Below are 21,769 nucleotides of genomic sequence, written 5' to 3' on the forward strand. Positions count from 1 at the left end.
CCCAAACTATTTCGGAGGACGATATTTCCACCGTACGGTCCACCCTCGCTCGCGTCTCGGTCGCAGTCCTCGGAGTTTTCGCCGCCGCAGGCGCCGCTCCGGCAGCGACCGCGCATCCTGACCATGTCGACTCTCACTCGAATCCCCGCCGTCCGCCACATGCTCGCCTACCGGCTCGCTGAACTCGCCCATCACGGAGAGCCGAAAGTCGCTACGAGATACCGGCTTTCGCCGAAGTGATGTCACCGTTGGTGAAATCGACCTGGCGCTCGGCATTCGACAGCGCGGTGACCACACAGGTCCCGAAGGATCCGGCCCGGTCGAACAAGGTGGCGCTGCCGACCGCGACACCGTCCGCGCTGATGTGGCTGTCGGCTTCCACGCCGACCTCGGACCCGACCGGCTGCCGGGCCAGCGCCAGGGTCATGTCGGTGTTGATGAAGCCGACTCCGGCGCTGCCCCAGTTGGTCATCAGGCTCGTGCCCTCGCCGATCACCACGGCGCCGACGAACGGCGAGGGCGTCTCACCCTCGACCACCGGCAACGGCACCTGCCACATGCGCTTTCGACTGTCGTTCTGGTGCTCGCCGATCTCGCCGGACCAGCCTTCGGCATGGGCGTCACTGCCCCATAGCGGGCGAGTGGGTTCCGTGGCGACAGGCACCGACGGCGGTTGCGGGACCTCCGTTCGCGTCCACATCTGTCCCGGCGGCTGGACCGAGCGCTTGAGGAAGACGACCGTCGCCCTGGCGACGTCCACGCCGTCCTGTATCAATGCGGCATCGGCGACGCGGATCCGCCGCCCCTCCCGAACCAGCTCCGTCACCACGGTCAGCGGCTTGGCCAGAGTGGGCCGGAACAGATCAACGGTCAGCCTGGCGGGTATGAAACCCGCCGAACAATGTTGCTGTTCCAGCGCTCTGGCCATCAGTCCGCAGACCGCCGGTCCATTGATCATCGTGGGCGACCAGGCGCTCGCGGCGAACGGCAACGGCTCGAAGCCGCGCGCGGTCGCCTCGAAAAACCCGTAACGGACAACCACTTTCGATCTCCCCCTGTTTCCGATGGTCCTACTTGCGGCTCGCCTCGGCGTGCTCGTCGGCCGCGCGCTCCTCGGTTTGCGATTTGGCCCAACGATAGTCGGGCTTGCCCGCCGGGGACCGTTTGATCTCGTCGACGAACCACAGGCTGCGGGGCAGCTTGTAGGGCGCGATCTCCTTGGTGAGGAAGGGGCGCAGATCATCGATGGTGGGACGGTTTTCGCCACGGCACTGCACGACCGCGACGACGCGCTGACCCCAGCGTTCGTCGTCCACTCCGACTACCAGAGCGTCGAAGATCTCCGGGTGCGTCTTGAGCGCGCCTTCGACCTCTTCCGGGTAGATCTTCTCGCCGCCACTGTTGATGCTGACCGAGCCGCGGCCGAGCATGGTGACCGTGCCGTCTTCCTCGACCCTGGCGTAGTCGCCGGGGATGGCATAGCGAATCCCGTTGTACTCCTTGAACGTTGCGGCCGTCTTCGCCTCGTCCTTGTAGTAGCCGAGCGGAATGTGCCCGCGGCGGGCCAGAATTCCGACCTCCCCCGACCCGGGCCGAACGGGATTGCCCGCTTCGTCGAGCACCTCGGTGGAGCCGTCGATCTTCACCCGCGGCCCGCCGGTGTGGTTGACGCCCTTGGCCACGATCGAGATACCACCGAATCCGGTCTCCGAGGAGCCGATCGAATCGGAGATCATCCGGTTGGGCAGCAGCTCGAGGAACTGGTCCTTGATCGCGGGCGAGAACAGCGCCGCGCTGCTGGCCATCACGTACAGGCTCGAAAGGTCGTAGGGCTGACCGGTTTCCGGATTGCCCTCGATCAGCGCGTCCAGCATCGGCCGCGCCATCGCGTCGCCGGTGATGAAGATCAGGTTGATCTTGTGCCGGTCGATCGCCTGCCACACCCCGTGCCCACTGAACTCGGGGAGCATCACCGCTTTGCCGCCGTCGAACAGACTGTGGAAGGTGGCCGTCTGCGAGCCGCCGTGGATCATCGGCGGAATCGGGAACCGGACCATGCTCGGATTGTTGGCCGCGCCGACCTTGGACTGCTGCCATTCGTCTTCGATGGGCTCACCGGTGATGAAGTTGATGCCGCCGCCGAGCACCCGCCACCAGTCCTCGTGCCGCCACATTACGCCCTTCGGCAGCCCGGTGGTGCCGCCGGTGTAAAGCATGAAGACGTCGTCCGGGGAACGCTCACCGAAGTCCCGCTCGCCTGACGAGGCCGCCAGCGCCGCTTCGTATTCGACCGAATCCGCTGCGGTCGCGATGGTGCCGGTCGTATCGTCGTCGACGACGAGCACTGTCTTCAGCAGCGGGGTATTCGGCCGGACTCCGGCCACTCGATCGCTGTAGCGGCGCTCGTGGATCAACGCGACCATGTCCGAATTGTCGAAGATATATTGCAACTCGTTCTCGACGTATCGGAAGTTCACGTTGATCATCACTGCCCGTGCCTTGAACACCGCGACCATCGCCTCGACGGCCTCGATCGTGTTGCGCGAGTAGATGCCCACCTTGTCGCCCGGTTTCACACCGTGTTCGAGCAGGTAGTGAGCCAACTTGTTGGCGCGCTCCTCCAGCTGTGCGTAGGTCACCTCGCGGCCGTCGTCAGCGAGCGCGACGCGGTCGGGCATCAGGTCGATGGAATGTTCGACAAGGTCCGCTATGTTGTAGCTCACAAGGCTAAAAATAGAACGTGTTACCGTTCCTGGCAAGGCCGTAGCGACTGCTCGCAGGTCGCTCGAAACGATCGGCGCGAACGTCAGGAGATTCGTCAATGCCACACTGCCTCGTCGAGAAACGCGACCATGTCCTCATCGTGACGATGAATCGCCCCGAGGCGCGCAACGCGCTCTCGGCGGAGATGATGGCGATCATGCGCGACGCCTGGGACCAGGTGGACAGCGATCCGGACATCCGGGTGGCGATCCTGACCGGTGCGGGCGGCGCATTCTGCGCGGGCGCCGACCTCAAGGCGATGACCACTCAGCACCCCGGCGATTCGTTCGCGGGCGGCGGCTGGGATCTGTCCAAGATCGAAGCGCTGCTCAAGGGCCGCAGGCTCAGCAAGCCGCTGATCGCCGCGGTCGAGGGCGCGGCCATCGCCGGCGGCACCGAGATCCTGCAGGGCACCGACATCCGGGTGGCCGGCGAAAGCGCGAAATTCGGTGTGTCCGAGGCGCGTTGGGGGCTGTTCCCGCTCGGCGGGTCCGCGGTGCGGCTGGTCCGCCAGATTCCGTACACCGTCGCCGCCGACATCCTGCTGACCGGCAGGCACGTCACCGCGGCCGAGGCCAAGGAGATCGGGCTGATCGGCCACGTGGTGCCCGACGGCAGCGCGCTCGACAAGGCCCTCGAACTCGCCGCGCTGGTCGCCGCCAACGGCCCGCTCGCCGTGCAGGCCATCCTGCGCACCATCCGCGATACCGAGGGCATGCACGAGGAGGAGGCGTTCCAGATCGACGCGAAGCTCGGCACGGCCGTCTTTCGCTCGACCGACGCCAAGGAGGGCCCGAAGGCCTTCGCGGAGAAGCGCAAGCCGACCTTCACCGGCAGCTGAGACAGCAACGCTCAGAGGGCTCTGCGAGCCACGAATGCGCGAGGCCGCCCTCGGCGCCATTCGGCACCGGGGCGGCCTCGCGTCGGCCTCAACAGCTCGGGTAGTCCATCCAGAACGGCTCCCACTGGTGACCGTCCGGATCGAGGAAGGTGCGGCTGTACATGCCGACCTGCGCCTCCTGCGCCCGCTTGTCCTCGCTGATCTCCTCGGTACCGCCCCCGGCCAGCGCCGCCGCCGCGAGCGCGTCCACCTCCGCGACGCTGGTCAGCGCCAAACTGTAACTGGCACCGATCTTCTCGGTGCAGTCCGCGAGCTGGCGCTTGCTGAAGGTGGTGAAGAACTGTCTGGTCAGCAGCATCAGGCAGATGTTGTCGTCGATCACGATGCAGGCCGCGTTGTCGTCGCAGAATTCCTGGTTGACCTTCCAGCCGAGCGCCTCGTAGAAATCCTTCGACCGGTTCAGCTCGGCGACGGGTAGGTTGAGGAAAATCATCCGGCTGGTCATGTCGGCACCTTTTCGTAGTCCGCCTGTTTAGTTGCGCACAAATAGAGACGAACCCCGGCTGCGGAACTCATCGCTCGCCCACACGATGTGACTGGCCGCACTGCGGCAAGCCGGACGATGATCTTGATCGCGCTGGTGGCAAGCATTTGGGTCTGGGATGTGTCGGTGGCCTGTGGCAGGGTGACACCCATGAACGACTTGTCCGGCTCGTCCGCCGGCCTCGCTCCCGACGTGCTCGAATCCTTCGAGAAGCACCGCCGGGAATTGTGCGCTTACGCCTACCGCATGCTCGGCTCCTCCTTCGAGGCCGAGGACGCCGTCCAGGAGACCTTCACCCGCGCGTGGAAGTCCTACGACTCCTTCGAGGGTCGCGCGAGCCTGCGCTCCTGGCTGTATCGGATCACCACCAACGTCTGCCTCGACATGCTCGACGGACCGCAGCGGCGGGCCAGGCCGATGGACCTGTCCGGACCGTCGCGACCGGATTCACCACTGCCCGCGCCACAGCCGGACTACGTCTGGATCGAGCCGATCCCGAACGCCCTGGCCTTCGGCGCCGATCCGGCCGACCACGCCTCGGCCAAGGACACCCTGCGCCTGGCCTTCGTCGCGGCCTGTCAGCACCTGCCCGCCACCCAGCGCGCGATTCTGATCATGCGGGAGGTGCTGCGCTTCTCCGCCAACGAGACCGCCGAGGCGCTCACCATGTCCCCCGCGTCGGTCAACAGCGCGCTGCAACGTGCCAGGGCCACCATGTCGAAGGTGCAGCCCGCCGCCACCGACAGCTACGACGAATCGAACGAGGATCAGCGCAAGCTGATCGACAACTTCGTCGAGGCGTTCGAGGCGTACGACATGGACGCCCTCACCGCGCTGCTCAAAACCGACGTCTCCCTGTCCATGCCGCCGCTCGAATTCTGGGTCTCCGGCCCGGCGAACGTGGCCGCATTCATGCAGGGCCACGGCAGCGCCTGCCGCGACTCCCGGATGATCCGGCTGGCGGGCGCCAACGGCGAACCGGCCTTCGGTCAGTACAAGCCGGGCGACGAGCCGGGCGTTTGGATCCCGTGGTCGGTCATCGTGCTCGAGCTGGACGCCGATGCCATTTCGGGCATGTGCTTCTTCCTCGACACGGAGAAACTGTTCCCGCTCTTCGGCCTGCCGCCGGAGCTGCGCGAACCGGTCTGACGCACATCGAAGGCGACCTCCACGGTCCGGAGGTCGCCTTCGATGGTCTTACGACGCGGGGACGTAGCGCTCGCGGAGCTTGCGCTTGTAGAGCTTGCCGTTGGGGTCGCGCGGCAGCTCGGCCAGGTAGTCCACCGACTTCGGCATCTTGTACTTCGCCAATTGCGTTGCGGCGAAGGCGAGTAGCTCGGCGGTGAGCTCATCGCTGCCTTCGACGCCTTCCGCGGGCTGCACCACGGCCTTCACCTCGGCGCCCCAATCCGGGTGCGGGATACCGAAGACCGCCACGTCGGCGACCTTCGGGTGGGTGATCAGCACGTTCTCGATCTCGGCCGGATAGATGTTCACGCCGCCGGACAGGATCAGGTCGGAGCGACGGTCGTGCAGGTACAGGTAGCCGTCCTCGTCGAGGTGGCCGATGTCGCCGACGGTGAACAGATCGCCGACGCGAGAATCCTCGGTCTTGGCCTTGTCGTGGTGATACTCGAAACTCGAAGCGCCCATGCGCATGTAGACCAGGCCGGGCTCATTGGCGGGCACCTCGGTACCGTCCTCTTCGCTGAGCACCTTGATCACCGACCACGGCCACGCCTTGCCGACCGAGCCGGGCTTGCGCAGCCATTCGGTCCCGTTGATCACCGTGCCGCCGCCCTCGGTGGCCGCGTAGTACTCGGTGACCGTCGGCCCCCACCACTCGAGCATCTTCCGCTTGGTCTCCTGCGGACACGGCGCGGCGCCGTGCACCATGCTGCGCAGCGAGGACACGTCGTACTTGGCGCGCACCGCCTCGGGCAGCGCGAGCAGCCGATGGAACTGGGTCGGCACCATGTGACTGTGCGTCACCCGGTACTTGTCGATCAGCCGCAACATCTCCTCGGCTTCCCAGCGATCCATCAGCACGAGCTTGTGCCCCAACTGAATCGAGATGGTCGCGAAGTTCAGCACCGCGGTGTGATAGAGCGGCGAGCCGCAGATGTGCACGTGATCGTCGTACGGCGCCAGCTCGAACAGGCCGAAGAACGCGCCGGTATGCGGCGGAACGACATCCGGGTCGGCGCCGGTGAGCGGACGCCGAACGCCCTTGGGCCGCCCGGTGGTTCCGGAGGTGTAGAGCATCGGCGCGCCGGTGCTGCGGTCGGCCGGTCGACCGGTATCCGCGGCGCCCAGCCAGGCCACCGACTTGAAGCCCTCGATCTCGCCCACCGAAAAACGCGCCGAGGCAGGCAGTTTCGCCTCGTCGGCGGCGGCCTTGCCGGTGGCGGCGAAACGATCGCTGACCAGGAACGCCTTGGCCTCGCTGTCCTGCAGGATGTAGGCGACCTCAGGGCCGGTGAGGTGCCAGTTCACCGCGACGATGTACAGCCCGGCCTGGTACGCCGCGAAGTAGGCGGCGATCGCCTCGACGCAGTTGTGCACCATGCTCACCAGCACGTCGCCGGTTTCCAGGCCGAGTCCGCGCAGGCCGGTGGCGTAGCGGTTGGCCAGCGTGGCCAATTCGCGATACGTCACCTCCCGGCCCGCCGGATCGACCATGGCGATCCGATCGGGTTCGGCTTCGGCGATGTTCCAGAGACCGAGAATTTTTACTGACTCCTGCCCTGGGGGGTGGTTAGGAGGCGTAGCCGACGGGGTGGGTGAGGCATTCACGGTATTGAATCTAGAACGTGTTCTACATATCGACAAGGGGTGCGAGCCGACGTAATTGCGCGACATCGGGAGCCGACACCAACAGCATGGTGACACCGGCCGCCGACCAGACGCCGAGTTGCTTGCGAACATGCTCCTCGTCGCCGATGATCGCGGTGTCCAGAATCATCTCGTCGGGCACCACGGCCGCCGCCTCGGCCTTCTTGCCCGCCTGGAACAGCCTGCCGATCTCGTCGACCTCTCGCTCGTAGCCCATCCGCCGATAGACCTGCGCGTGGAAATTCTGTTCCGGCGCACCCATGCCGCCGATGTAGAGCGACATGACCCAGCGCATCTTTTCGAGCTCGCTGGCCGCGTCGTCGGTGATCACCACCTGGCAGCTGGCGGCGATCTCGAAATCCGCGCGCGACCGCCGCGCACCCGCCCTGGCGAAACCCTCGTCCAGCCAGTCGTTGTACATGTTCGCCAGCCGCGGCGCGTAGTAGATCGCCAGCCACCCGTCGGCGATCTCCGCGGTCAGCGCCACATTCTTCGGGCCTTCCGCGCCGAGCCAGATCGGCAAATCCGCACGTAGCGGATGCACGATCGGCTTGAGCGGCTTGCCGAGCCCGGTCGAACCCGGCCCGCTGTAGGGCAGCGGGTAATTCGGCCCGTCGTTGGTGACCGGCGCCTGCCGCTCGAGGATGCGCCGGATGATCCCGACGTATTCGCGGGTGCGCTGCAACGGCTTGGCGAACGGCTGCCCGTACCAGCCCTCCACCACCTGCGGCCCGGACACCCCGAGCCCGAGGATGGCCCGGCCGCCGCTGAGATGGTCCAGCGTGAGCGCGTGCATGGCGGTCGCGGCGGGCGTGCGGGCCGACATCTGCACCACGGAGGTACCGAGCCGCACCCGCTCGGTCGATGACCCCCACCAGGTCAGCGGGCCGAACGCGTCCGATCCCCACGATTCAGCGGCGAACACGGCGTCGAACCCGGCATCCTCGGCCGCCACCACCAACTCCCCCGCATGCTGTGGCGGCTGCGCCATCCAGTACCCGAGTTGCAGTCCGAACTTCATGGAACACCCTTTCCGAGACAACTGCTTGCCAGCAGAATAAGAACCTGTTCTACTCGACATTGTGACTCAGGGGAATACTGCATCCGGCGTAATCGCGGATGAGAGAGGGTCGGAATTGAAACCCGCACCCGATGTGCTCAGCGCGCCCCTTCGGGTGCGATTCGACTACACCCGGTCCGTCGGACCGACGATCGGCAACTTCCTGACCAAACTGCGCACCCGCAAGATCGTCGGCGTGCGCGGGTCGGACGGGCGAGTGCTGGTGCCGCCGCCGGAGTACGACCCGGTGACCGCCCAGCCGCTCACCGAGTTCGTCGATGTCGCCGACACCGGCACCGTCGAATCGTGGACCTGGGTGCGCGAGCCGCTGCCGGGCCAGCCGTTCGACCGGCCGTTCGCGTGGGCACTGATCCGGCTGGACGGTGCGGACACCGCGCTGCTGCACGCCGTCGACGTCGCCACACCCGACGACATCCAGACCGGCCAGCGGGTGACCGTCCGATGGGCCGCCGAGACCACCGGCACCATCCACGACATCGACTGCTTCGTACCCGGCGAAAAGTCCGACGCACCAGCCGAAGCCGCGGCCGATGGTGACCCGGTCACCGTGATCACCACGCCGGTCGACCTCAGCTACAACCACACCGCCTCCCCGCAGGAGACCGTCTACCTGCGCGGACTGGCCGAAGGCAAGCTGCTGGGCGGCCGCACCGACGCCGCGGGCAAGGTGTACTTCCCGCCGCGCGGCGCCAACCCGACCGACGGCAGGCCCACCGACGAGGTCGTCGAGCTGCCCGACCACGGCACGGTCACCACGTTCTGCATCGTGAACGTGCCGTTCCTCGGTCAGCGGATCAAGCCGCCGTACGTCGCGGCCTACGTGCTGCTGGACGGCGCGGACATCCCGGTGCTGCACCTCGTACTCGGTTGCGAGGCAAGCGAAGTGCGGATGGGCATGCGGGTGGAGGCCGTATGGAAGCCGCGCGAGGAGTGGGGCTTCGGGTTGGAAAACGTGGACCACTTCCGCCCCACCGGCGAGCCGGACGCCGAGTACGACACCTACAAGCATCACCTCTGAGAGGGCGACCGTTGACTGACAACGCCACCGACATCGCGGTCGTGGGTTTCGCCCACGCACCGCACGTGCCGGAAACCTTCGGCACCACCAATGGGGTGGAGATGCTGGTGCCCTGCTTCCAGCAGCTCTACAGCCAGCTCGGCATCACCAAGTCCGATATCGACTTCTGGTGCTCCGGCTCCTCGGATTACCTTGCCGGACGCGCCTTTTCGTTCATCTCCGCGATCGATGCGATCGGCGCTGTGCCGCCGATCAACGAGTCGCACGTGGAGATGGACGCGGCGTGGGCGCTGTACGAGGCGTGGGTGAAACTGCGCTCAGGACAGGCGAAGACCGCGCTGGTGTACGGCTTCGGTAAGTCGTCGGCGGGCACACTGCGCCAGGTGCTGACCATGCAGCTCGATCCATACCTGGTGACGCCGCTGTGGCCGGACGCCTGGTCCATCGCGGGCCTGCAGGCCAGAGCCGGGCTCGACGCGGGCCGCTGGACTGAACGCGATATGGCGGCGGTAGCCGCGGGCGAGGGCGGCGATGTCGAAAGTCTGCTCGGCGCACCGTATATCGCCGATCCGCTGCGTGCCCACGACGTAGCCCCGATCACCGATGGCGCTGCCGCCATCGTGCTGGCGATCGGCGACCGGGCTCGCGAACTGTGCGAGCGTCCCGCGTGGATCACCGGGATGGCGCACCGGGTGGACACCCCGATGCTCGGCGCACGCGACCTGTCCGTTTCTCCCTCCACTTCAGCTGCGGCGCAAGCGGTTACCGGTGGCGACACCAACTTCGATATCGCCGAGCTGCACGCGCCGTTCAGTCATCAGCAGCTGATCCTGGCCGAGGCGATCGGCCTGAAGAACGGTACGAAGGTGAATCCGTCGGGTGGCGCGCTCGCCGCGAATCCGATGTTCGCCGCCGGGCTGGAGCGAATCGGCTTCGCGGCCAAGGCGATCATGGCAGGCGACGCGAATCGCGCACTCGCTCATGCGACCAGCGGGCCTGCATTGCAGCAAAACCTTGTGACAGTTCTTGATTCGGAGGCGAGCCGATGAGTTACCCGGCCGCGGTGCTCGGCACCGGACAAACCCATCACGTGACGAAAAGAACCGATGTATCGATGGCGGGCATGTGCCGTGAAGCCATCGATCGCGCGCTCGACGACGCCGGTCTCACCATCGCGGATATCGACGCGGTGGTCGTCGGCAAGGCGCCGGATCTGTTCGAGGGCGTCATGATGCCCGAGCTGTACCTGGCGGATGCGTTGGGTGCCACCGGAAAACCACTGTTGCGGGTGCATACGGCCGGCTCGGTCGGCGGCTCCACCGGCGTGGTCGCCGCCAATCTAGTGCAGGCGGGCGTGCACAAGCGGGTGCTCGCGATCGCCTGGGAGAAGCAGTCGGAGTCGAATGCCATGTGGGCGTTGTCGATTCCGGTGCCCTTCACCATGCCGGTCGGCGCGGGCGCGGGCGGCTACTTCGCCCCGCACGTGCGCTCCTACATCCGGCGCTCGAACGCACCGAGCCATATCGGCGCGATGGTCGCGGTCAAGGATCGCCGCAACGGCGCCAAGAACCCGCTCGCCCACCTGAAACAGCCTGATATCACGCTGGAATCGGTGCTGGCCTCGCAAATGCTGTGGGACCCGATCCGTTTCGACGAGACGTGCCCGTCCTCCGACGGCGCGTGCGCCGTGGTGATCGGCGACGAAGAGGCGGCGACCGCGGTCGAGGCCACCGGCAAGAAGGTCGCCTGGGTGCACGGCACCGCGATGCGCACCGAGCCGACCACCTTCGCCGGCCGCGATCAGGTCAACCCGCAGGCCGGGCAGGACGCGGCTGCCGCGCTGTGGCAGGCCGCGGGCATCACCGACCCGCTCAACGAGATCGACGTGGCCGAGATCTACGTGCCGTTCTCCTGGTTCGAGCCGATGTGGCTGGAAAACCTCGGCTTCGTGCCGCAGGGTGACGGCTGGAAACTCACCGACAAGGGCGAAACCGAGATCGGCGGCATTCTGCCGGTCAACCCGTCCGGCGGCGTGCTCTCCTCCAATCCGATCGGCGCCTCCGGCCTCATCCGGTTCGCCGAGGCGGCGAAGCAGGTCATGGGCCGAGCCGGTGCCTGCCAGGTCGAGGGTGCGCGCAAGGCGCTCGGTCACGCGTACGGCGGTGGGTCCCAGTACTTCTCGATGTGGGTCGTCGGGTCGGAGAAGCCATGAGCCCGCTGCAGTTCAGCCTCGGCATCGCGCTGAGTCCACTGGACCAGCTGCCCGAGTTGGCGAAAACCGCTGAGGAGTGCGGGTTCTCGTCGATCGCGCTGCCGGACTCGCTGTTCTACATGAAGTCGGCGGCGGCGAAGTACCCGTATACCGCCGACGGCAGCCGGTTCTGGGGTCCGGAGACGCCGTGGGTCGATCCGCTCATCGGGGCGACCGCCATGGCGGCGGTGACCAGCCGGATCCGGTTCTACACCAACGTGCTCAAGCTCGGTTCGCGCAATCCGCTGCTGCTGGCCCGCCAGGTCGGCTCGGTGGCCAACCTTTCCGGCAACCGCTTCGGCTTCGGGGTCGGGATCGGCTGGGCACCAGAGGAATTCGAGTGGTGCGGGGTGCCCTATGCGCGGCGTGGCGCCAGGGTGGACGAGATGATCGAGGTCATCAAGCTGGTCCTCGGCGGCGGCATGGTCGAATTCCACGGCGAGTTCTTCGATTTCGACCAGCTGCAGGTCAGCCCCGCGCCGACCGAGCCGGTGCCGTTCTACATCGGCGGGCACACCGAGGCGGCGCTGCGGCGCGCCGCCCGGGTCGGCGACGGCTGGACCTCGGCCATGATGACCTACGACGAACTGTGCGGCACCATCGGCAAGCTCGACGCGCTGCGGGCCGAATTCGGCCGTGGCGATGCGCCGTTCGAGATCCAGGCGGTGTGCGTCGACCGGTTCGGCCGTTCGGGCTATCAGGATCTGGCGAACGCGGGCGTGACCGACGCGATCGTGGTGCCCTGGCTCTTCGACGGCATCGGCTTCGACGGCGAACTCGCCGCCAAACAGGACTCGCTGCGACGCTTCGCCGCGGCGAACATCGAAAATCCGATCGTCGCGGAGGCATCGAAATGACGACAACCACCGACCATCCGGCCCGCACGGCCGGGCTCGCCTCGCAGGCCGCGGTGCGGGCCAGGGACAAGGCCGCGTGGGTCGCGCTGTTCGCCGAGGACGGCATCGTCGAAGATCCCATCGGCCCTTCGGGTTTCGACCCCGAGGGCAAGGGCCATCGCGGCAAGGCGGCGATCGCGGCGTTCTGGGACAAGGCGATCGCGCAGACGGAGCTGATCGAGTTCCTGTTCGGCGACTCGTTCGCCTGCGGGAACGAGATCGCGTTCACCGGCACCATCCGCAGCACGCTCGGCGGCCATCAGATCGACGCCGACGGTGTCTTCACCTACCGGGTCGACGATTCCGGCAAAATCGCGGCGCTGCGGGCATTTTGGGAAGTAGACCGAGCCATGGCGACGGCGAAGAAGATCAGCTGAACCAACGGGCGAAGGGCCCTCGAACCGGAGTGGGGACTTCCGGTGCGAGGGCCCTTTTCGTCGGTACCCGCGAATGTCAGTGCGCGACGGGACAGGTCTTGAAATCGACCGGGAATTCCTTGATGCCGTTGAGCCAGCCGGATCGCAGCCGCTTCGGATCACCGATCCTGGTGATATCCGGCAGATGATCGGCGATGGCGTTGAAGATCAGGTCGACCTCCAGCCGGGCCAGGTTCGCGCCGACACAGAAGTGCGCACCGGTGCCGCCGAAGGACAAGTGCGGGTTGTCCTTTCGCATGATGTCGAACCGCTCGGGATCCTCGAACACCTCGTCGTCGAAGTTGGCCGACCGGTACAGCATCACCAGCCGCTGCCCCTTCTTGATCTGCACCCCACCGAGTTCGGTGTCCTCCAGCGCAGTCCGCTGGAACGAGATGATCGGGGAGGCCCATCGGATGATCTCGTCGACGGCGGTCGCCGGACGCTCCTTCTTGAACAACTCCCATTGATCCGGGTTGTCCAGAAAGGCCATCATGCCGTGGGTGATCGCGTTGCGTGTTGTCTCGTTGCCCGCCACCGCGAGCAGGATCACGAAGAAGCCGAACTCCTCCGGCGTCAGCTGATCACCGTCTACATCGGCCTCGACCAGCTTGGTGACGATGTCGTCGGCCGGACAGGCTTTGCGGTCGGCTGCCATTTGATAGGCGTAGCCGAGGATTTCGGCCGACGAGGCGACCGGGTCGACATCGATGTCCGGGTCGTCGTAGCCGGTCATCTCGTTCGACCAGGTGAAGACCTTCATCCGGTCCTCATCCGGGATGCCGATCAGCTCCGCGATCGCCTGCAGCGGCAGCTCGCACGCGACCTTGGCGACGAAGTCACCGGAGCCGGATTCGGCTGCGGCCTGGACGATCTCGTGGGCGCGCGCCGAAAGTCGCTCGCGCAGGCCGTTGATCGCGCGCGGAGTGAAGCCACGCGAGATGATTTTGCGCAGCTTCGTGTGTTCTGGAGCGTCCTTGTTGAGCAGGATGAACCGCTGCAGTTCGATCTGCTCGCGGCTGATGTCGTCGTTGAAGCGCGGGATGGCGGTGTTCTCGAAGGTGGAGAACACCTCGCCGCGCCGCGACACCTCTTTGACGTCGGCGTGCTTGCTGACCACCCAGAAGCCCTCGTCATGGAAGCCACTGACCTCGACCGGCTGCGGATTCCACCAGACCGGGGCGGTGCGACGCAGCTCGGCGAATTCCGCGACCGGAATCCGGTCGGCGTAAATGTCCGGGTCTGTGACGTCGAATCCGTCCGGCAGATTCGGCCGGACATTCCGAGGGTCTACCACCAGATGTCTCCTTCGACAAACTGAAACACGTTCTATAATCATTGAAGCATAGGCGGCCGGATCAGGGAAGAAACCGGACAGAACCGCCTCCTCTCTACCGGAACTCGTTTCAGTTTCTGTATCGAACGAAAGGTTGGACATGGGCACACCCGTCATCGTCGAGGCCGCTCGCACCCCCATCGGCAAGCGCGGCGGCTGGCTGGCCGGCCTGCACGCCAGCGAGCTGCTCGGCCTCGCCCAGCGCGGACTGCTCGAGCGCGCGCACCTGGATCCGGCACTGGTCGAGCAGGTCATCGGCGGCTGCGTCACCCAGGCGGGCGAGCAGTCCAACAACGTGACGCGGGTCGCCTGGCTGCACGCCGGACTGCCCTGGCAGGTCGGCGCGACCACCATCGACGCGCAGTGCGGCTCGGCCCAGCAGGCCAATCACCTCATCGCCGGGCTCATCGCGACCGGCGCCATCGATATCGGCGTCGCCTGTGGCATCGAGGCGATGAGCCGAGTTCCGTTGGGCGCCAACGTCGGCGAGCACGCCGGGTCGCGCAGGCCCGCGTCCTGGAGCATCGACCTGCCGAATCAGTTCGAGGCGGCCGAGCGGATTGCCAAGCGGCGCGGCATCACTCGCGCCGACGTCGACGAGTTCGGCGCCCGCTCGCAGCGCCTGGCCGGACAGGCCTGGGCCGAGGGCCGCTTCGATCGCGAGGTGCTGACCGTCTCCGCGCCCGCCGTCGACAAGGCAGGAAATCCGACCGGCGAGAAGCTGGACGTGTCACGCGATCAAGGCCTGCGCGAGACGACCACCGAGGGACTGGCAAAGCTGAAGCCGGTGCTGGAGGGTGGCATTCACACCGCGGGCAGCTCGTCGCAGATCTCCGATGGCGCGGCCGCGGTGCTGCTGATGGACGAAAAGGCCGCGCAGCGAGCCGGATTGCGGCCGCGGGCGCGAATCGTCACCCAGGCGTTGGTCGGCGCCGAGCCGGAGTTCCATCTCGACGGCCCGGTTCAGGCCTGCTCGCGCCTGTTGGAGCGATCGGGTATGACCATCTCCGACATCGATCTGTTCGAAATCAATGAGGCGTTCGCCTCCGTGGCGTTGTCGTGGGCCTCGGTGCACCAGCCCGACATGGAGCGGGTGAACGTCAACGGCGGCGCGATCGCGCTCGGCCATCCGGTCGGCTCGACCGGATCCCGGCTCATCACAACGGCTTTGCACGAGCTGGAGCGAACCGGCCGCAGCACCGCCATGGTGCTGATGTGCGCCGGTGGCGCATTGGCGACAGGGACCATCATCGAACGGATTTAGGGCCTTCAACCCCTGGAAACGGGATTGTTGAACGTTCATCCCCCAGGCCCGGAAACGTGTCGTACGCCACATGATGGCTTCGACTTGCAACTAGATGAGACGTCAGCTATCTTTCCGCTATCAGGACCGTATCGAGGAAGACCTCCGCGACGGGCCAGAACCGGTCCGTACCTCGGCTTCTCGAGAGCCGTTGGGGTGACCCGCAAACGCGACGGTCCCAGTGCCTTCGCCGGAGCAGCACCTAGAAGCTTCAAGGAAATCCGGAATCAGGCGTAGGTTTTCAGTTACTGAGCCGCTAATATCAATGATACGTATCCGAGATAACGACTGTTAGTACAGCGAAGGGAATTGGGCGGCTCACAATGGCTGATTTCGCGGCGCGGCTGAACAAGCTGTTCGAAACCGTGCATCCCCCGGGGCGTAAGCCGCACACCAACGCGGAGGTTGCGGCAGCGCTGACGGCCTCCGGACATCCGATCTCGAAACCGTACCTGTCGCAGTTGCGGTCGGGACAACGGACGAACCCGTCCGATGAGACGGTGGCCGCCCTGGCGAAGTTCTTCAAGGTCAAGCCGGACTACTTCTTCAACGACATCTATGCCGCCAAGATCGATCATGATCTGGAGTTGCTGTCCCAGCTGCAGGGCTACGGACTGCGACGGCTGTCGAGTAGAGCGTTCGACCTGTCCGAAGAATCTCAGAACCTACTCACGTCTATGGCGGAGAAGTTGCGGGCAAGTGAAGGCTTGCCCGAAATTCCTCCGGATGGCACCGAATAGGTTCGCTTGCACGACAAGCACAGTGCGGCCCTCTGGGTCGCACTGTGCTGTGTTATGTGTGCGTCCAATGCGGAGAGCGGAACAGGGCGTGCCCGGAGAAATAGGGGCGTGCCCTGTCAAGGCCGCTGACGATGTCCCGATCACCGCCGGATGCAAGCACATTCGACAATCTTGGAACTAGCGCTCGCGCAAGTTTTCCCCGGACAACTGATTTCGACTCAACCGTATGCGGGACTACCGTCCCGGACCGCCGATCTCGCGGCACACACTAGTGCGTTGAATACGCGCCGGTGCCCTTCACGCTCAATTTCGGACGTGTTCCAGCGATGTCGCGTCATACGCCCTGGCGATCGCCTGGACCCAACCGCGCGGACTAATCCCCTCCGGCGGAGCAATCCACCGTGCGTCGACCGCCACATCGCCCAAAGGGTTTCTCGCCCACTGCGCCACGGTGTCCGCGCGCTCCACCACCGACCGTGGCGGCGGCGGTACCGCGGCGAGCACCACGCCACCGCCCGACTGCAGATACAGCGCGTCCATGATCTGCGCCACTTGGTCGGACGCCTTCAACTGAGTCGACGTGCCGGTCTGGTCGTGTGCGACCACTTCGGGGAAGCGACCGATCATGATGCGGTGCAGCAGCCGAATCTGGCGCAGCAGCACCCGCGCGCGCACCCACAGCTCCACCACGATCCACACGGCGCCGAATGCGACGAGCAGGCTCGCGATCTCCCACGCCTGCCACGCCCAGTTCGGCTGGCCGGGCGGCACCGGTGGCGCATCGGTGAACGCTCGACGAATCTCCAGCACCGCGAGCACCGCGACGACCGCGGATCCGGTGGTGTAGATCGCGATGCCACGACCGAGCGTGGTCCAGTCGAGGTTGCGCAGGCCGGTGATGACGATGAACACCGCGCCGAACGCGACGACCTCCCAGCCGAGGGTGAACGACCACGCGATGGCCGCGGCCACCGCCACCAGACCGATGCTGTAGATCACCATGGCGACCTGACGCAGGTTCTGCCGGGAGACGACCGGCCAGGCGGCCGAAGCGACCACCGAGGTGGCCGTCACGAAGGCGATCCAGGACGACACCACCACACCGTCGGACAGCCAGCCCGCGTGCACGCCGTGCGGGCGCAGGTTGTCGATGGCGACGGCGATCTCGGGGACCGCGACGGTGGCGGCCAGCGCGACGGCGGCGACCGCGACCACGATGGCCACCCGGGCCGTGGTAGCCGGCTTCACCAGCACGCGCCCCACGCGCGCGCCGGCCGCCATCCAGACCAGCAGAGCCGTCAACCAGAGGGTCATCCGAGCGCCTCATCGAATCGAAGGACCGAGACGCCTGCGCCACGGCTGTTGAACACGCGGAGTCGGGTCATCAGCATGGCGGCGAAGGTCTCGGCCTCCCACTCGGCGAGCTCGTCGGCGCCGTCGTCGACGATCTGCTGGTGCGCCCGCTGGCTGAGCATGTAGGCGATCAGATCGTCGCTGGCTTCCAAGGTCACCTCGGGCGCGGGTGCGCCCTCGTGGTTGAACACGATGTGCCCCAACTCATGTGCCAGGGTGTGCTCCCGGCTCGGCAGCGACTGGGCTAGCACGATCACGTCGCGATCAGGGTAGAGCCTGCGTTGCCCGCACACTCCCGGCCCCAATTCCGCACTGGCGATTTCGATTTCGCGATGCCGTTCGCTCGCGATGGCCAGCACGACCTCGTCGAGGGTGGTGGCATCGGAGTCAGCCGCGACAGCACAGACCGCGTCCACCGCGGCCGCGACTCGACGGTAAGACCGCGAGCTGCTCTGCGTCTTGCTCTCACTCATGCCTGCACCTCGCTGGCGCTCGGTTCCGGCATGCGCGAGGCACGCTGCGTCATGATTCGTTCGCTTCGCTCACTCATGCCAGCACCCCTCACGGCCTCGGGAAGAACATGGCACGGGCGGCGTCGACTCGGGCTTGCGCGGCCGAGGCACCCTGGAAACTCACTGCGCCGGAACCGGCTCCGGCCAACCCGAGGGCGAGCAGTCCGCCGATCACCGACAGCAGTTTGGGTTTGGGGAGTCCGTCGTTGGCACTTGTCGGACGCACGTCGGGGTTGGGCTTGGCGGGGGCCGCCTGCACCGGGGCAGGCGGTGCCGACGGGGGCGGTGGTGGTGGCACTGCCGCCGGAGCCGCGGCGGGCGCGGGCACGAGCACCGGCAGCGCCGGGATGGCCGGTATCACCGGGGCGGGGACCGGCGGGACCGCGATCGGCGGAACCGCAGGGGGAGCGGGCGGCGCCGGGATCGGGATCAAAAGGAGCAGCAGCGGGGCGGCGGAACCGACGGCCGCCGAGCCGACGGCGGCGGAACCCACTGCGGCAGAACCGGTTGCGGCCGAACCGACGCCCGCGGAGCCGACTCCGGCCGAACCGACACCCGCGGAACCGACACCGGCCGAACCGACACCTGCGGAGCCGACAGCGGCGGAACCTGTTGCGCCGACACCGATTCCGGCGGACCCCACGGCGGCGGAGCCGGTTGCCAACGCGCCGACGCCCGCGGAACCCGTCGCGCCGAGCGCGGCCGAACCGGAACCGAGGACGATGCCGAGTCCGGCCGAACCTGAACCGAGCGTCAAACCGAGTCCGGCGGATCCGGTACCGAGCACCGCGCCGAGTCCGGCCGAACCAGCGGCACCGGCCGCAGCCGATCCACCCGCGGCTGCGGAACCACCTGCGGCCGATCCACCGGCCGCGGCAGAACCAACGGCGGCGGAACCGGCGGCCGAACCCGAACCGATCGCGGGATTGGTCGGCACCGCACTGACATCTGACGGCTGACCGGGCACCGACAGTGGGTACCAGGGAGCTCCGGTGTCATAGGGCGGCGGAGCGGGGTCTGCGGCGCACCCTGGACAGCGTTCCGAGGGCTGTGCTTCGGCCGCTACCGGGCCGAGTAGCGCAAAGCCGGCCACAATCCCAGCTACCGCGACCACGCGGAACGTGCGACCAATGGCCATGCGCCGGACCTTCCCCTCATTCAGAAAGCGCAGATCTCACCCGGTCGCGACTCTCACACGGGACTTTTAACGGATGGGGGCCATAGTAAACCCCTATCGGTAGGTGCGCAGGAAGAAGGTCATAAGCCTGGTCAGGCCCCGTACACCGGTTCGGGTGGCATCCCCTTGGCAATCAGGTCAGCTACTACCGGGCCCAGTTCGGCAGGCGACCACCTGGCACCGCGGTCGACCGCGACGCCGTGCCGCCACCCGTCGGCCAGCGCCACTTTCCCGCCCTCGACCTCGAACATGCGTCCGGTGACCGCCGCGGATTGCGCGCTGCCGAGCCAGACGACCAGCGGCGAAATGTTCTCCGGAGCCATCGCGTCGAAGCCGTCCTCCGGTCGCGCCATCGTGTCGGCAAACACCGTTTCGGTCATCCGTGTCCGGGCTGCGGGTGCGATGGAATTCACAGTGACGCCGTAGCGAGCGAACTCCGCCGAGGCCGTCAGCGTGAGTCCCGCGATGCCCGCCTTGGCCGCGCCGTAGTTGCCCTGACCGACGCTGCCCTGCAGGCCGGCGCCGGAGCTGGTGTTGATGATCCGGCCGTCGACCGGGCGACCCGCCTTGGACTCCCCGCGCCAGTACTCGATCGCATGCCGCATGGTGACGAAGTGCCCCTTGAGGTGGACGCGGATCACCGCGTCCCACTCGTCCTCGCCGAGGTTGACCAGCATCCGGTCGCGGACGAAACCCGCGTTGTTGACCAGTACGTCCAGCCCGCCGAAGGTATCCACCGCCTGGCGGATAAGCCGTTGGCCGCCTTGCCAATCCGCGACGTCGTCGCCATTGGCCACGGCCGTGCCGCCGAGCGCCGCGATCTCCGCGACGACCTGCTCGGCGGGGGTCTCGCCGGTTGCGGCGCCGTCCAGCGCCGAGCCGAGATCGTTGACCACTACCCGCGCTCCGGCGGCGGCGAAGGCGAGCGCGTGTGCGCGTCCGATGCCGCGGCCCGCGCCGGTGACGATGACGGTGCGCCCTGCGCAGATCTGCTCGGTGTCCATACCTGTGTCCTCTTCGTGGGTGTCCGGTGAATTCAGGACTGCTGACCGATGGCCGCGGTGGACGCGGCCAGGAAGGCGGGACGCTCGCCACCGCCGTGCACCAGCAGGGCGGCCCCGCTGACGTAGCCGGCCAGCGGGGAGGCGAGGAAGACGGCGCAGCGGCCGACGTCGTCCGGCTCGGCCATCCGGCCGAGCGGGATGGTCTGCCCCACCGCGTCGATGCCGGCCTGGTCGCCGTAGTGCAGCTGGCTCTGCTCGGTGACGACCGGGCCGACGACGAGCGAGTTGACCCGCACCTTGGGCGCCCATTCGACGGCGAGCGACGCGGTCAGGCTGTCCATCCCCGCCTTGGCCGCGCCGTAGGCGGCGGTACCCGGGGACGGCCGGTGGCCGCTGACGCTGGAGATGTTGACGATCGAGCCGCCGTCCGGCTGCTGCTGCATCACCGCGTTCGCGGTCTGCGAAACCAGCAGCGGTGCAAGCAGATTCAGTTCGACGATCTTGGCGTGGAAGTTCTTGCTCGCGGTGGCGGCCAGCGCGAACGGGGCGCCGCCCGCGTTGTTGACCAGGTGGTCGAGGCGACCGTGCCGTTCCATGACCGCATCGATAAGTTCGCGCACCGCGTCGGCGTCGCGAATATCACAGGGCAGGAATTCGATGGCGCGGCCGTCGGCCTCGATCGGTGCGTCGCCCGACCGCCGGGCACAGGCGATCACCGTCGCGCCCGCCGCGAGGAACGCCCTGCTCACCCCGGCACCCACGCCACGGACGCCGCCGGTCACCAGAACGATGCGGTCGGCCAGATCGATTTCGAGTGCCACCGTGCTAACCTACCAAGCAACTGCTTGCTTTGCCAATGCTGGGCCCGGCCGAGCCTGGTCGCTCACGGTGGGCCGTGGCCTGCACGAAGGGATAGTCGATGGGGATCAACCGTCACTCCGAATCAACCGGCATCACCGTGGTCACGGTCGACTATCCGCCGGTCAACGCGATACCGACGGACGGCTGGTTCGATATCGCCGACGCCGTCCGAGAGGCCGGGCGGAACAAGGAAACGCGAGTCGTGGTGCTGCGCGCCGAGAATCGCGGTTTCAACGCCGGTGTCGATATCAAGGAGATCCAGAGCAAGCCGGGGCATCAGGCGCTGATCGACGCGAATCATGGCTGCTTCGAGGCGTTTGCGGCGGTCTACGACTGCCCGGTGCCGGTGATCGCGGTGGTGCAGGGCTTCTGCCTCGGCGGCGGGATCGGCCTGGTCGGCAACGCAGACGTCGTGATCGCCTCGGACGACGCCACTTTCGGCCTGCCCGAGGTGGACCGCGGCGCGCTGGGCGCCGCCACTCACCTGTCCCGACTGGTGCCGCAGCATCTGATGCGGGCGCTGTTCTACACCGCGAGCACCATTACCGCGCAGCAGTTGCAGCACTTCGGCTCGGTGTATCAGGTGGTGCCGCGCGCCGAACTCGACGCCGCGGCAATGGAAGTCGCCAAGAACATCGCGGCCAAGGACGGCCGGGTGATCCGCGCGGCGAAGCGCGCGCTCAACGGCATCGACCCGCAGGACGTGCACCGCAGCTACCGGTACGAGCAGGGATTCACCTTCGAACTCAATCTCGCCGGTGTGGCCGACGAGATCCGCGCCCGGTTCGACGACGATCTGGCCGCGCGCAAGGCCGAGCAGTAAGGGAACTGAACAGTC

21 protein-coding genes are annotated in these 21,769 nt (G+C 66.9%); 10 read left to right on the forward strand and 11 right to left on the reverse strand.

The features are described 5' to 3' along the window. Positions 1-211: 211 nt before the first annotated feature. The gene (locus ABZ942_RS06130) at positions 212-1,042 is read right to left on the reverse strand and encodes a thioesterase family protein (RefSeq protein WP_357379640.1); all 831 of its coding nucleotides are present in this window, start codon (positions 1,040-1,042) and stop codon (positions 212-214) included. 28 nt (positions 1,043-1,070) lie between these two features. After that, entirely contained in the window at positions 1,071-2,723 is a 1,653-nt protein-coding gene (locus ABZ942_RS06135) for an acyl-CoA synthetase (RefSeq protein ID WP_357380331.1), read from the reverse strand. A gap of 98 nt (positions 2,724-2,821) precedes the next feature. Between ABZ942_RS06135 and ABZ942_RS06140 the strand changes: the two genes are divergently transcribed. Further along, positions 2,822-3,604, forward strand: coding sequence for a crotonase/enoyl-CoA hydratase family protein (locus tag ABZ942_RS06140; protein WP_357379642.1), 783 nt, complete (start codon positions 2,822-2,824; stop codon positions 3,602-3,604). Positions 3,605-3,692: 88 nt separating this feature from the next. On the opposite strand, the gene ABZ942_RS06145 is transcribed toward ABZ942_RS06140, so the two are convergent. Next, positions 3,693-4,109, reverse strand: a complete 417-nt coding sequence (locus ABZ942_RS06145; RefSeq protein WP_357379643.1) for a VOC family protein — start codon at positions 4,107-4,109, stop codon at positions 3,693-3,695. A 189-nt stretch (positions 4,110-4,298) separates the two neighbouring features. Between ABZ942_RS06145 and ABZ942_RS06150 the strand changes: the two genes are divergently transcribed. Further along, complete coding sequence (locus ABZ942_RS06150; RefSeq protein ID WP_357379645.1) at positions 4,299-5,297, forward strand: sigma-70 family RNA polymerase sigma factor; 999 nt, start codon at positions 4,299-4,301, stop codon at positions 5,295-5,297. Between the two features lie 48 nt (positions 5,298-5,345). On the opposite strand, the gene ABZ942_RS06155 is transcribed toward ABZ942_RS06150, so the two are convergent. Next, positions 5,346-6,944 (reverse strand): acyl-CoA synthetase, encoded by a 1,599-nt coding sequence (locus ABZ942_RS06155; protein WP_357379647.1) that lies wholly within the window; start codon positions 6,942-6,944, stop codon positions 5,346-5,348. Positions 6,945-6,966: 22 nt separating this feature from the next. Beyond that, complete coding sequence (locus tag ABZ942_RS06160; protein ID WP_357379649.1) at positions 6,967-8,004, reverse strand: LLM class F420-dependent oxidoreductase; 1,038 nt, start codon at positions 8,002-8,004, stop codon at positions 6,967-6,969. Between the two features lie 115 nt (positions 8,005-8,119). On the opposite strand from ABZ942_RS06160, the gene ABZ942_RS06165 reads away from it, so the two are divergent. The 5 genes from ABZ942_RS06165 to ABZ942_RS06185 are packed head-to-tail and all read left to right on the forward strand — an operon-like array spanning position 8,120 to position 12,606. Next, complete coding sequence (locus ABZ942_RS06165; RefSeq protein ID WP_357379651.1) at positions 8,120-9,082, forward strand: OB-fold domain-containing protein; 963 nt, start codon at positions 8,120-8,122, stop codon at positions 9,080-9,082. A gap of 11 nt (positions 9,083-9,093) precedes the next feature. Continuing rightward, positions 9,094-10,131, forward strand: a complete 1,038-nt coding sequence (locus tag ABZ942_RS06170) for a thiolase domain-containing protein (RefSeq protein ID WP_357379652.1) — start codon at positions 9,094-9,096, stop codon at positions 10,129-10,131. Further along, on the forward strand, positions 10,128-11,294 hold the full coding sequence (locus ABZ942_RS06175; protein WP_357379654.1) for a thiolase domain-containing protein: 1,167 nt from the start codon (positions 10,128-10,130) through the stop codon (positions 11,292-11,294). Before ABZ942_RS06170 ends, ABZ942_RS06175 begins: the two co-directional genes overlap by 4 nt. Before the next feature lie 5 nt (positions 11,295-11,299). Then, a complete protein-coding gene (locus tag ABZ942_RS06180) occupies positions 11,300-12,190 on the forward strand; it encodes a TIGR03619 family F420-dependent LLM class oxidoreductase (protein WP_357380332.1) in 891 nt (296 codons plus the stop codon). Continuing rightward, positions 12,187-12,606: a nuclear transport factor 2 family protein gene (locus ABZ942_RS06185; protein WP_357379656.1), complete on the forward strand. Its 420-nt coding sequence runs from the start codon at positions 12,187-12,189 to the stop codon at positions 12,604-12,606. Before ABZ942_RS06180 ends, ABZ942_RS06185 begins: the two co-directional genes overlap by 4 nt. 76 nt (positions 12,607-12,682) lie before the next feature. Here ABZ942_RS06185 and ABZ942_RS06190 read toward each other — a convergent pair whose 3' ends face one another. After that, positions 12,683-13,942, reverse strand: a complete 1,260-nt coding sequence (locus ABZ942_RS06190) for a cytochrome P450 (RefSeq protein WP_357379658.1) — start codon at positions 13,940-13,942, stop codon at positions 12,683-12,685. A gap of 139 nt (positions 13,943-14,081) precedes the next feature. Here ABZ942_RS06190 and ABZ942_RS06195 point away from each other — a divergent pair, with 139 nt between their 5' ends. Both ABZ942_RS06195 and ABZ942_RS06200 read left to right on the forward strand, forming a co-directional pair. After that, entirely contained in the window at positions 14,082-15,245 is a 1,164-nt protein-coding gene (locus ABZ942_RS06195; protein WP_357379660.1) for a steroid 3-ketoacyl-CoA thiolase, read from the forward strand. Between the two features lie 362 nt (positions 15,246-15,607). Beyond that, positions 15,608-16,024 carry a helix-turn-helix domain-containing protein gene (locus ABZ942_RS06200; RefSeq protein WP_011207048.1) on the forward strand — a complete coding sequence of 139 codons (417 nt, stop codon included), beginning with the start codon at positions 15,608-15,610 and terminating at the stop codon, positions 16,022-16,024. 303 nt (positions 16,025-16,327) lie between these two features. Here the strand turns inward: ABZ942_RS06200 and ABZ942_RS06205 are convergent, their stop codons facing one another. The 5 genes from ABZ942_RS06205 to ABZ942_RS06225 all read right to left on the reverse strand — a co-directional run bounded on the left by ABZ942_RS06205 (position 16,328) and on the right by ABZ942_RS06225 (position 20,891). Continuing rightward, positions 16,328-17,338: a hypothetical protein gene (locus ABZ942_RS06205; RefSeq protein WP_357379661.1), complete on the reverse strand. Its 1,011-nt coding sequence runs from the start codon at positions 17,336-17,338 to the stop codon at positions 16,328-16,330. Then, positions 17,335-17,850, reverse strand: coding sequence for an ImmA/IrrE family metallo-endopeptidase (locus tag ABZ942_RS06210; RefSeq protein WP_357379662.1), 516 nt, complete (start codon positions 17,848-17,850; stop codon positions 17,335-17,337). Before ABZ942_RS06210 ends, ABZ942_RS06205 begins: the two co-directional genes overlap by 4 nt. A gap of 88 nt (positions 17,851-17,938) precedes the next feature. Beyond that, a complete protein-coding gene (locus ABZ942_RS06215; RefSeq protein ID WP_357379663.1) occupies positions 17,939-19,027 on the reverse strand; it encodes a hypothetical protein in 1,089 nt (362 codons plus the stop codon). Between the two features lie 131 nt (positions 19,028-19,158). After that, positions 19,159-20,070, reverse strand: coding sequence for an SDR family oxidoreductase (locus tag ABZ942_RS06220; RefSeq protein WP_357379664.1), 912 nt, complete (start codon positions 20,068-20,070; stop codon positions 19,159-19,161). Between the two features lie 32 nt (positions 20,071-20,102). Further along, a complete protein-coding gene (locus ABZ942_RS06225; RefSeq protein ID WP_357379665.1) occupies positions 20,103-20,891 on the reverse strand; it encodes an SDR family oxidoreductase in 789 nt (262 codons plus the stop codon). 98 nt (positions 20,892-20,989) lie between these two features. Here ABZ942_RS06225 and ABZ942_RS06230 point away from each other — a divergent pair, with 98 nt between their 5' ends. Further along, complete coding sequence (locus ABZ942_RS06230) at positions 20,990-21,754, forward strand: enoyl-CoA hydratase family protein (RefSeq protein WP_357379666.1); 765 nt, start codon at positions 20,990-20,992, stop codon at positions 21,752-21,754. Positions 21,755-21,769: the final 15 nt, after the last annotated feature.

The organism is Nocardia sp. NPDC046473, from assembly GCF_040645995.1.
Lineage (GTDB): Bacteria > Actinomycetota > Actinomycetes > Mycobacteriales > Mycobacteriaceae > Nocardia.